The 10,577-nt window shown below is 69.1% G+C and carries 12 protein-coding genes; 7 read left to right on the top strand and 5 right to left on the bottom strand.

The annotated features are described in order from the left end of the window. The 4 genes from AruCF_RS00630 to AruCF_RS00615 all read left to right on the top strand — a co-directional run. Positions 1–350, top strand: a 350-nt coding sequence (locus AruCF_RS00630; RefSeq protein WP_174655151.1) for an SPOR domain-containing protein, incomplete at its 5' end; no start/stop codon positions are given. 86 nt (positions 351–436) lie between these two features. Continuing rightward, entirely contained in the window at positions 437–1,069 is a 633-nt protein-coding gene (locus AruCF_RS00625; RefSeq protein WP_026383974.1) for a thiol:disulfide interchange protein DsbA/DsbL, read from the top strand. 162 nt (positions 1,070–1,231) lie between these two features. Further along, on the top strand, positions 1,232–2,443 hold the full coding sequence (locus AruCF_RS00620; protein ID WP_083036489.1) for an ABC transporter substrate-binding protein: 1,212 nt from the start codon (positions 1,232–1,234) through the stop codon (positions 2,441–2,443). Continuing rightward, positions 2,422–3,381, top strand: coding sequence for an alpha/beta hydrolase (locus AruCF_RS00615; RefSeq protein WP_049070475.1), 960 nt, complete (start codon positions 2,422–2,424; stop codon positions 3,379–3,381). Before AruCF_RS00620 ends, AruCF_RS00615 begins: the two co-directional genes overlap by 22 nt. Positions 3,382–3,485: 104 nt before the next feature. Here AruCF_RS00615 and metC read toward each other — a convergent pair whose 3' ends face one another. Then, the gene (metC, locus tag AruCF_RS00610; RefSeq protein WP_083036486.1) at positions 3,486–4,682 is read right to left on the bottom strand and encodes a cystathionine beta-lyase; all 1,197 of its coding nucleotides are present in this window, start codon (positions 4,680–4,682) and stop codon (positions 3,486–3,488) included. A gap of 84 nt (positions 4,683–4,766) precedes the next feature. Continuing rightward, positions 4,767–5,465, bottom strand: a complete 699-nt coding sequence (locus AruCF_RS00605; RefSeq protein WP_049070472.1) for a nitroreductase — start codon at positions 5,463–5,465, stop codon at positions 4,767–4,769. 78 nt (positions 5,466–5,543) lie between these two features. On the opposite strand from AruCF_RS00605, the gene AruCF_RS00600 reads away from it, so the two are divergent. Next, positions 5,544–6,170, top strand: coding sequence for a LysE family translocator (locus AruCF_RS00600; RefSeq protein ID WP_049070470.1), 627 nt, complete (start codon positions 5,544–5,546; stop codon positions 6,168–6,170). A 99-nt stretch (positions 6,171–6,269) separates the two neighbouring features. On the opposite strand, the gene AruCF_RS00595 is transcribed toward AruCF_RS00600, so the two are convergent. Continuing rightward, positions 6,270–7,337, bottom strand: coding sequence for an MBL fold metallo-hydrolase (locus AruCF_RS00595; protein WP_049070468.1), 1,068 nt, complete (start codon positions 7,335–7,337; stop codon positions 6,270–6,272). A 73-nt stretch (positions 7,338–7,410) separates the two neighbouring features. On the opposite strand from AruCF_RS00595, the gene AruCF_RS00590 reads away from it, so the two are divergent. Both AruCF_RS00590 and AruCF_RS00585 read left to right on the top strand, forming a co-directional pair. Continuing rightward, positions 7,411–7,794 carry a MerR family transcriptional regulator gene (locus tag AruCF_RS00590; RefSeq protein WP_049070466.1) on the top strand — a complete coding sequence of 128 codons (384 nt, stop codon included), beginning with the start codon at positions 7,411–7,413 and terminating at the stop codon, positions 7,792–7,794. A gap of 10 nt (positions 7,795–7,804) precedes the next feature. Continuing rightward, a complete protein-coding gene (locus AruCF_RS00585) occupies positions 7,805–8,137 on the top strand; it encodes a YnfA family protein (RefSeq protein ID WP_006386964.1) in 333 nt (110 codons plus the stop codon). Positions 8,138–8,307: 170 nt separating this feature from the next. Here AruCF_RS00585 and AruCF_RS00580 read toward each other — a convergent pair whose 3' ends face one another. Next, entirely contained in the window at positions 8,308–9,279 is a 972-nt protein-coding gene (locus AruCF_RS00580) for a Bug family tripartite tricarboxylate transporter substrate binding protein (protein ID WP_049070464.1), read from the bottom strand. Between the two features lie 46 nt (positions 9,280–9,325). After that, a complete protein-coding gene (locus AruCF_RS00575) occupies positions 9,326–10,504 on the bottom strand; it encodes a M20 aminoacylase family protein (RefSeq protein WP_049070462.1) in 1,179 nt (392 codons plus the stop codon). Between the last annotated feature and the right edge of the window lie 73 nt (positions 10,505–10,577).

Below are 10,577 nucleotides of genomic sequence, written 5' to 3'. Positions count from 1 at the left end.
CCGCGGCCGCCCCCGCGCCGGCCGCCAGCGCGCCGCCCACGCCCATCGCCAAGGTGGCGCCGACCCCGGCCCCCGCGGCCAAGGCGCCGGTCGCCAGCGCCGCCCCGACCGCGTCGGCCAATGGCTCGTACTACCTGCAGGCTGGCGCCTTCCGCGGCCAGGACGACGCCGAATCGCTCAAGGCCCGCATCATCCTGCTGGGCCTGCCGGTGGCGGTGCAGAAGGCCGAGGTCAACGGCAAGCCGATCAACCGCGTGCGCGTCGGTCCGTTCGCCCGCCTGGACGACATGAACCGCGCCCGAGGCCGCCTGGGCGAAAACAAGATCGAAACGGCGGTGGTGCGCCAGTAACACGGCGCCCGCATCATGGTTTTTGATTGAACTAATCCGGGCCTGGCCCTGTCTGTAACCTCTTTGTTCAGGAACCTCACCCCATCATGCTGTCCCCCAAGCTCATCCGCATCCTGGCAGCCGCCGCGCTGACCGCCACCGCGTTCTTCAGCCCGGTCAGCCACGCCCAGGGCACCCAGGCCTATGTGCCGATCAATCCGCCGCTGCCGTCGGATACCCCGGGCAAGATCGAGGTCCTGGAATTCTTCGCCTACACCTGCCCGCACTGCGCCGCCATGGAACCCATGGTCGAGGACTGGGCCAAGACCAAGCCCGACGACGTCGTGCTCAAGCAGGTGCCGATCGCCTTCAACGCCGGCATGAAGCCGCTGCAACAGCTGTACTACACCCTGGTGGCCCTGGATCGCCCCGACCTGCACGCCAAGGTCTTCACCGCCATCCACGGCGAGCACAAGCGCCTGATCGACAAGAAGGCCATGGGCGAGTGGGCCGCCGCGCAGGGCGTGGACCGCGCCAAGTTCGACTCGGTGTTCGATTCGTTCAGCGTGCAGACCCAGGTCCAGCGCGCCAACCAGCTGGCCGAAGCCTATCGCATCGAAGGCACGCCGTCGTTCGCCGTCGGCGGCAAGTTCATGACCTCGCCGGTCATGGCGGGCAACAGCTACGAAGGCGCCCTGCAGGAAGTGAACAAGCTGATCCCGATGGCCCGCGGCAAGTGACCCGCGCCTGAATCGCGTTCATGACGACGCCCCGCGCCGACCGGCCGGGGCGTTTTTCATGGGGTCATCCCCAAGGCGAGCGGACGCGGCAGAGCGCCCGCCGCGATATACACTTCCTCCCATAATTATTCGCCGCCACGCGCGGCCTACAAGGGGTGGAAGATGAGACAGCAATTCCTGCGCCGCGCGGCGCTGGGCGTGAGCCTGGCGCTGGCCGGCCTTTCAGCGCAAGCCAATGACGCCGACGGCGTGAAGATCGGCGTCCTGACCGACATGGCCGGCGTCACCGCCGATGCCACCGGGCGCGGCTCGGTCGAGGCCGCGCGCCTGGCGATCGAGGAACTGGGCGGCAGCGTGCTCGGCAAACCCGTGGCGCTAGTATCGGGCGACCACCAGCACCGGCCCGACATCGGCAGCGGCATGGTGCGCAAGTGGTACGACACCGACGGCGTCGACGTGGTGGTGGACGTGCCCAATGCCTCGGTGGCGCTGGCGGTGCAGGGCATCGCGCGCGAAAAGAAGAAGCTGGTGCTGTTCTCCAGCCCCGGCACCACCGCGCTGACGCAGGCGCAATGCTCGCCCTATGGCGTGCAATGGACCTACACCACCTACGCGCTGTCGCGCGGCACCGCCACCGCCGTGGTCAAGGAAGGCAACAAGCGCTGGTTCATCCTGGCGTCCGATTACGCCTTCGGCAAGCAGCTGGCCGCCGACACCGAGACCGTGGTCAAGGCCAACGGCGGCGAAGTGGTGGGCACGGTGTTCCACCCGCTCAACGCCTCGGACTTCGCCTCGTTCCTGCTGCAGGCGCAGGCCTCCAAGGCGCAGATCATCGCCGTCGCCAACGCTGGCGGCGACACCATCTCGGCGATCAAGCAGGCGGCCGAATTCGGCATCGCCAGCGGCGGCCAGAAGCTGGCGGCAATGCTGTTGCTGCTGACCGACGTGCACAGCCTGGGATTGCAGGCCGCGCAGCACACCTACCTGACGGTGCCGTCCTATTGGGACATGAACGACGGCACCCGCGCCTTCAGCAAGAAGTTCGAAGCCCGCCTGGGCCGCCCGCCCACCTTCCTGCAGGCCGGCGTGTACAGCTCGGTGCGCCACTACCTGCGCGCGGTGCAGGCGGCCGGCACCACCGATTCGGACGCGGTGATGGCGAAGATGAAGTCGATGCCGATCGACGACCCCTTCAGCCTGAACGCGCGCATTCGCGAAGACGGCCTGGTGGTGCGCGACATGATGCTGGCGCAGGTGAAATCGCCCGACCAGTCCAAGGCGCCCTGGGACTACTACAACATCGTGCGCACCATTCCCGGCGACTCGCTCGCCTGGCCCCTGTCGGAAAGCCAATGTCCGCTGGTCAAGAAGTAGGCCCCCTGGCGCTGGCCGATTTCGGCAGCTTCTACGCGGGCGGGCGGCAGGCGCATATCAGCGGCCGCCCGGTGCGCGAGATCGCCTTCACCAAGACCGCCTCGCTGACGTACGACCCCAACGGGCTGTACCACGTCGAACAGGCCTACGTGCAGTACTTCATCCCGGCCGAACGCCGCCATCCGCTGCCGCTGGTGCTGCTGCACGGCGGCGGCATGACCGGCGCGATGTGGGAACAGACGCCGGACGGCCGGCATGGCTGGTTGCAGCATTTCGTGCGTCAGGGCCACGCGGTCTACGTGGTCGACAACGTCGAGCGCGGCCGCGCCGGCTGGACGCCGTTCGAGGAGGTCTGGCCCGATGCGCCGATCGTGCGCAACGCCGAGGAAAGCTGGTCGCTGTTCCGCTTCGGCCGCGCCGAGGACTACGCGCAGCGCCGCGCCTTCGACGGCCAGCGCTTTCCGCTGGCGGCCTTCGACGATTTCATCCGCCACGCCGTGCCGCGCTGGCTGGGCAACAACGATGCGGCGCTGGCGGGCTTGTGCGCCGCGCTGGAACGCATCGGCCCGTGCCTGGTGCTGGCGCACAGCCATGGCGGCGAAGTGGCCTACCGCGCGCTGCAGGCGCGGCCGGAACTGGTGCGCGGGGTCATCGGCATCGAGCCCTCGGGGTTCTCGGCGGAAGTGGACGCGGCGGCGGTGGCGGGCAAGCCCTTTCTGTTCGTCTATGGCGACTATCTCGACGCCACGCCGCTATGGGCCAGGCTGGATGCGGCGGGGCAGGTCTACGCCGACCAGTTGGCGGCACGGGGCGGCCGCGTTACCCGCTGGCGCCTGGCCGACATGGGTATTCGCGGCAATTCGCACATGCCGATGATGGACGACAACAGCGACGACATCGCCGCGCGCATCGGCGCGTGGGTCCGCGCCAACGCCTGACATACAGCGGCGCCTTGCCGCACGGGCCTTGCGCCGGCCTTCATCCCGGGCGGGGCGGGCGGGGCTGGCGCGCCGGCCGGGCCCGGCCGGCGGTCACGCCCGGGTCAGCCCTTGACCGCCGCGGCCTTTTCCAGCGCCTGGGTCAGGTCGGCGATGATGTCCTGCGGCGACTCCAGGCCGATGTGCAGGCGCACCAGTGCGTTGTCGCCCTCGCCCCAATAGCGATGGTGCGACAGGTCCTTGGGCGACACCAGTTGCACCAGGCTTTCGTAGCCGCCCCACGAGAAACCGATACCGAACAGTTCCAGTTCGTCGACGAACACGCGCGCGGCCGCCGGCGGCAGGCGCAGCTCGACCGACAGCATGCCGTTCGAACCGGTGCAGTCGCGCTGCCACAGCGCATGGCCCGGATCCTGCGGCCAGGCCGGGTGGAACAGGCGCACGGTCTCGGGGCGCTGCTTGAAGAACTCGCAGACCTGCAGCGCGTGGCGCGCGTGCTGCGCCATGCGGATCGGCATGGTGCGCACGCCGCGCAGCGCCAGCCAGGCGTCGTCGGCGCTGATGGAATAACCCATGGCGTACTGGGTGCGGTTCAGCTTCCTGGCAATCGCCTCGTCATTGGTGACCACCGCGCCCAGCATCAGGTCGGAATGGCCGCCCACGTACTTGGTGCCGGCGATGACCGACACCTGCGCGCCCAGCGTCAGCGGCCGGTAGATGTAGCCCGAGCCCCAGGTGTTGTCGGTGGCCAGCACCAGGCCGTGGCGCTGCGCGATGGCGGCCATGGCGCCCATGTCGAGCATCTCGAACAGCAGCGAGCCGGGCGATTCCACGTACAGCAGCTTGGTATTGGGCTGCACCAGCGCGTCCAGGTCCTCGCCGGCGGCGAAGTAGGTGACGGCGATGTTCATGCGCTTGAGCACGGCATCGTCCAGCTCGCGCATCGGGCCGTAGACGCAATCGGAGATCAGCGCGTGGTCGCCGGCCGAGCACAGCGCCAGCATCACCATCGTCATGGCCGACAGGCCCGACGGCGCCAGATACGCGTGGGTGCCGCCTTCGAGCTGCGCGAAGACCTGCTCCAGCGCCGCGTGCGTGTCCATGCCCATGCGGCCGTAGGTGGTGGCGCGGCCGCCGGCGGCCTTGCTGCGCTGGGCCTTTTCCAGTGCGGCCAGGTTCTCGAAGCGCACCGTGCTGGCCCGCATCGGCGGCAGCGGCACCGGGGCCGTGCCGGTCTCGGGGTTGAACGGGGCGGTGCCCGCGTGCTGCAAAACCGTATCGATGTGTTTGGTGATAGCCATCTTCTGGAGCCAATGCTTGCGTATTGTCGGGAATCCGAACCCTAGCAGGAACGCACGGGAATGTCGCGCCCCCGCGGCCGGCGGTCAGTCGATCCAGCGCACCGCCGCGTCAAGCTCGGCGCGGCTGGTGCGATAGCTGTTGGCCGGATGGGCCGTATCGGCGTAGCCGAACGAGATGGCGCAGACCACGCGGCGGTCGGAACCGATGCCGAGCTGTTCGCGCAGCACCTCGGGATACATCGCCAGCGAGGCCTGGGCCACCGTGGCCACGCCGTTGGCCTGCGCCGCCAGCAGGAAATTGGCGACATAGCCGCCGCAGTCGATGGCGCCGTACTCGCCCAGCGCCTCGTCGGTGGTGATGATGGCCACGTGCGGTGCGTCGAACAACTGGAAGTTGCGCAGCTCCTGGCGGCGATAGGCCTCGCGGTCGCCACGCGCCACGCCGACCGCGCCGTATAGCTGGAAGCCCGACTCGCGGCGCCGCGCCAGGTAGTCGCCCCGGTACTCGCGCGGGAACGGGAAGTCGGGCGTGAAGCCGGGCTGCCCGGCGCGTTCCACCAGGGCCCGGCTCAGGCGCCGCGCGGCGTCGCCCGAGGCCACCGTCACCTGCCAGGGCTGGCAGTTGCACCAGGACGCGGTGCGCTGCGCCAGCGTCAGGATGCGCTCGATGGTGGCGCGCGGCACCGGCTCGGGCAGGAAGGCGCGGCAACTGTGGCGCGCGCGCAGCCAGTCTTCGAGCGCGGCGTCGGGGCGCGCGGCAGCGGATTCGGGTACGGCGGACATGGTGTCTCCTTGGTTTCCTCGTATGATGGCCACTTGATTGCCGGCGCGCAAGGCGCCGCCCGACCCTGGCGAGACCCCATGCTGCCCCTCGATTCCCTGATCGCGTTCTTCGGCATTGCCGTATTGCTGGCCCTCACGCCCGGGCCCGACAACCTGTTCGTGCTGATGCAATCGGCCATCTGGGGCCGCAAGGCCGGGCTGTTCGTGGTGCTGGGGCTGTGCACCGGGTTGCTGGGCCACACCGCCGCCGTGGCGCTGGGGCTGGCCGCCGTGTTCGCGGCTTCCCCCGTGGCCTTTACGGCGCTGAAACTGGCGGGCGCGGCGTATCTGGCCTACCTGGCGTGGCAGATCCTGCGGGCGCCGGTGCATGCCGAGGACGGCCAGCGGCCCGAGCCGATGAAGACCTCCGCGCTGTACCGGCGCGGCATCGTCATGAACCTGACCAATCCCAAAGTGCTGCTGTTCTTCTTCGCCTTCCTGCCGCAGTTCACCTCGCCCAAACTGGGTTCGGTGGGCTGGCAGACGGTGCAACTGGGCGCGGTGTTCATGCTGGCCACGCTGCTGGTGTTCGGCGCCATCGCCTTCTTCTCGGGCGCGTTCGGCGAACTGCTGCAACGCTCGGTCACGGCCAAGCGCTGGCTCAACCGCGTCGCGGCACTGGTGTTCGTGGGACTGGCCGTGCGGCTGGCGACGGCCACGCGCTGAGGCCGCCGGCCGGCGCGAGCCTGGCGAGGGCCGACCCGGCGCAGCCGCGCGCGCCGGTTCGCCCGCGGGAGGCCGCCGCGCAACGTGGCTGGAGCGGCGTCAGGCCGCCTTGAAGCGCACGATGCCGTCCGCGCCTGTGCCGCGCGTCAGCTTGCCTTCGAAATACAGCGCATGCAGGTGCGCCAGCGCCTCGCCCATGGCGAAGGTCAGCTGGTGCAGGTCGAGCTTGCGCTTGAACAGCACCGGCACGATGTCGGAGGTCGATTGCGGTCCGGCCTTACAGGCCTCCAATACTTCGGCCAGACGGTCGCGGTGATGCTCGTGCTGCTGCGCGATGCGCTCGTGCAGGCCCTTGAAAGGCCGGCCATGCGACGGCAGCACCAGCGTGTCGCGCGGCACGTCGGCGTAGCCGTCGAGCGAGCGCAGGTACAGCGGCAGCGGATTGGCGTCGGGCTCGTAGTCGAACACACTGACGTTGGTTGAGATGCGCGGCAGCACCATGTCACCGGAGATCAGCACGCCCAGGTCGGGCGAATGCAGCGAGGCGTGCTCGGGCGCGTGGCCGTAGCCGACGATGACGCGCCAGTCGTGCGCGCCGATGCGCACCGCGTCGCCATGCATGATGCGGGTGTAGCGCGACGGCACGGCCGGCACCAGGTTGGGGAAGTAGTTGGCGCGCTGGCGGATCTGTTCCTGCGCGTCCGGATCGGTCAGGCCGTGGCGGGCGAAATGGTCTACCGCCGACTGGCCGCCAGGCCCGGCGCCGGCGTCATTGCGGCGCGACGACCACAGCGACGCGACCATGAAGTCGGTCATGGTCATCCACAGCCGCGCGTCCCAGCGTTCACAGAGCCAGTAGGCCAGGCCGATGTGGTCCGGATGCATGTGGGTGACGATGACGCGCAGCACCGGCAGGCCGTCCAGTTCGTTCTCGAACACCTGTTCCCACAGCGTCTTGACCTCGTCGCGCGAGATGCCGCAGTCGACGATGGTCCAGCCGTCGCGGCCGTCGATGCGATCGCGCAGCAGCCAGAGATTGATATGATCCAGCGCGAACGGCAGCGGCATGCGGATCCACTTGACGCCCTCGGCCACCGGGTGGGCGCGGCCGGCTTCGGGCTGGAAATCGGCCCAGGGATACTGCAGCTTCTGTTCGTTGGGGTTCATTGCCTCGCTCTCCACGCTTGACGATCGCGTCAAGTCATCATAATTTACGTTTACGTAAACTGCCACACGTCGCATGTCCCCGTCAACCTGGACCATCTCCGAGCTCGCCCGCGAGTTCGACGTCACGCCCCGCACGATCCGCTTCTATGAAGACCAGGGGATCGTCAGCCCGGCGCGCGAGGGCCGCAACCGCATCTTCGGGCCGCGCGACCGCACGCGCCTGAAGCTGGCCCTGCGCGGCAAGCGCCTGGGCCTGCAGTTGTCGGAGATCCTGACGCTGATCGACATGTACGACGGCCCCGGCGACACCGAGGTGCAGTTGCGCCAGTACCTGGCGGTGCTGGCCCAGCACCGCGCCACGCTGGAGCAGCAGCGCCGCGACATCGAGGATACGCTGCAGGAGATCGCGGTGCAGGAACGCCAGTGCCGCGAGCTGCTGGCGCAGCAACGAGCCTGAAGCGCCTGCCATGGCGATGCTGCAAACCTTCGCGCTGTTCGTCCTGACCGCGCTGGCCGAGATCATCGGCTGCTACCTGCCGTACCTGTGGTTGCGCCGCGGTCATTCCATCTGGCTGCTGGCGCCGGCCGCCGTCAGCCTGGCCCTGTTCGCCTGGCTGCTGACGCTGCACCCGACCGCGTCGGGGCGCGTGTATGCGGCCTATGGCGGGGTGTACATCGGCATGGCGCTGCTGTGGCTGTGGGCGGTCGATGGCGTGCGGCCCAGCGTCAGCGATTATGTCGGCGTGGGGCTGTGCCTGGCGGGGATGCTGGTGATCATGTTCGGGCCCAAGACGGCCTGACCGATTGCCGCGAAGGCGCGTGGGCGCACGACGGGCCAGCGCGCGTTGGCGGGTCCGACTCACGCGGCGCGACGCCGGCCCGCCTCTCCGAAAATGAAAAAGCGCGCTCCCCGTGGAGCGCGCTTTGCATTGCCTGCGCGGCATCCCGAGCGGGATGCGCGGCGCCGGCGTCATTCCGCCTTGATGTTGCCTTCCTTGATGATGCGCGCGTTGTTGGCGAACTCGGCCTGCACCTGCTTGGCGAAGGCGTCGCCGGACGCGGTGCCCGGCTGCAGGTAGGACTTGGTCAGCAGGTCCTTGAACTCGGCGCTGGCCACGGCCTTGGCCAGCGCGGCCTGCAGCGGACCCGACACCGCCGGCGGCAGGTTGGCCGGGGCGAAGATGCCGAAGTTCGAGTAGTACTGCGCCTGCGGCAGCTTCAGTTCGGCCATGGTGGGCACGTCGGGCCAGGCGGCCAGGCGCTCGGGCGCCATCACCGCCAGCGGCTTGAGCGCGCCGCTGGCCACGTGCGGCAGCACAACGTCGGTGTTGACCACCAGCAGTTCGACCACGCCGCCGAGGCCGTCGGTCAGCGCCTGGCTGTTGCCGCGGTAGGGCACGTGCAGCATCCTGGTGCCGGTCTGCGTGGTCAGCGCCGCCATGCCGATGTGGGCCACGGTGCCCTGGCCCGGCGTGCCGTAGCGCACGCCGTCCGGGTGCGACTTGGCGTAGTCGATCAGGCCGGCGAAGTCCTTCACCGGCAGGGCCTTGGTGGCGACGATGGCCACGGGCGCCACGGCCACGCTGGCCACCGGCGTCAGGTCCTTCATCGGGTCGTAGTTGGTCTTGGCCAGGTGCGGGAAGATGGTCAGCGGACTGGTGGAAGCCAGCAGCAGGGTGGCGCCGTCCGGCTGGGCGCGCGCCACGAAGTCGGTGCCGACCGAGGCGCCCGCGCCGGGCTTGTTTTCGACGATGACGGTGGCGTTGGTCTCCTTGCGCAGCACGTCGCCCAGGCGGCGCCCGATCGCGTCGGCGCTGCCGCCGGCGGTGTAGGGCACGACCAGGGTGATGGGCTTGGCGGGCCAGCCCTGCGCCAGCGCGGCGCCGCCCGTCATGATCGCCAGGGCCGCCCCCGCGGCCGTGAACAACATCTTCTTTTTCATAGCTTCCTTGTGGTGTTGCGTAGCACTGCGTGAGGTAATGCTTGAATCAGCCAGCCAGGTAGCGCTGCGTCAGCCGCACCCAGTAGTTAGTGCCCGGCGCGATCAGGGCGTCGTTGAAGTCGTAGCTGGTGTTGTGCAGCATGCACGGGCCCAGGCCGTGGCCGGCCATGCGGTGGTCGCCGTCGCCGTTGCCCAGGAACACGTAGCAGCCGGGCTTGGCCTGCAACAGAAAGGCGAAGTCCTCCGAGGCCATCACCGGCTCGATCACGCGGGCGTGGTCGGCGCCGGCCACCTCGCGCATGACCTCCATGCAGAACTCGGTCTCGGCGGGCGTGTTGATCAGCGCCGGATAGCGACGCTCAAAATAGACCTCGGCCTCGCAGCCATGGGCGGCGGCAATGCTGCCGGCGATCTCGTGCATGCGGCGCTCGATCAGGTCGACCACGTCGGTGCTGTAGGCGCGCACCGAGCCGCCCAGCCAGGCGCTGCCCGGGATCACGTTGATGACGCTGCCGCCGGCCTGCACCTGGGTGATGGACAGCACGGCGGCGTCCAGCGGGCGCTTGCTGCGGGTCAGGATGGTCTGCAGCGACTGGCCGATGGCGAACAGCGCCGGCACCGGGTCGGCGCAATCGTGCGGCGCGGCGGCGTGGCCGCCCTTGCCGCGCACGGTGATCTTGAAGCCGTTGGCGGACGCCATCATCGGCCCGGCGCAGACGCCGAACGAGCCGGCCTCCAGGCCGGGCCAGTTGTGCATGCCGAACACGGCTTCGCAGGGGAAGCGGTCGAACAGGCCGTCCTGGATCATGGCGCGGCCACCGGCGCCGCCTTCCTCGGCCGGCTGGAAGCAGAAATAGACCGTGCCGTCGAAATCGCCTTGCTGTTGCAAGTGGCGCGCGGCGGCCAGCAGCATGGCGGTGTGGCCGTCGTGGCCGCAGCCATGCATCTTGCCGTCGTGGCGCGAACGGTGTTCGAACTGGTTCTCTTCCTGCATCGGCAGGGCGTCCATGTCGGCGCGCAACATGATGGCGCGGCCGGAAGCGCCGCGCTTGATGACGCCGACCACGCCGGTCCTGGCGATGCCGGTGTGGGTCTCGATGCCCCAGCCGCGCAGGGCGTCGGCCACCACCTTGGCGGTGCGGTGCTCTTCGTAGCAGAGCTCGGGATGGGCGTGCAGGTCGCGCCGCAGCGCCACGATATCGTCAAGATTGGCCAGGTCGGACACCGCTGACTCCGTAACAAAATTTGAAGTTTCAAGGACCCGGGGAATAGTACCCAGGGCGCTTCCCGGGAACGCA

It is taken from the genome of Achromobacter ruhlandii (genome assembly GCF_002082135.1).
Taxonomy (GTDB): domain Bacteria; phylum Pseudomonadota; class Gammaproteobacteria; order Burkholderiales; family Burkholderiaceae_B; genus Achromobacter; species Achromobacter ruhlandii.
This window is presented reverse-complemented; position numbering and strand designations above follow the sequence as displayed.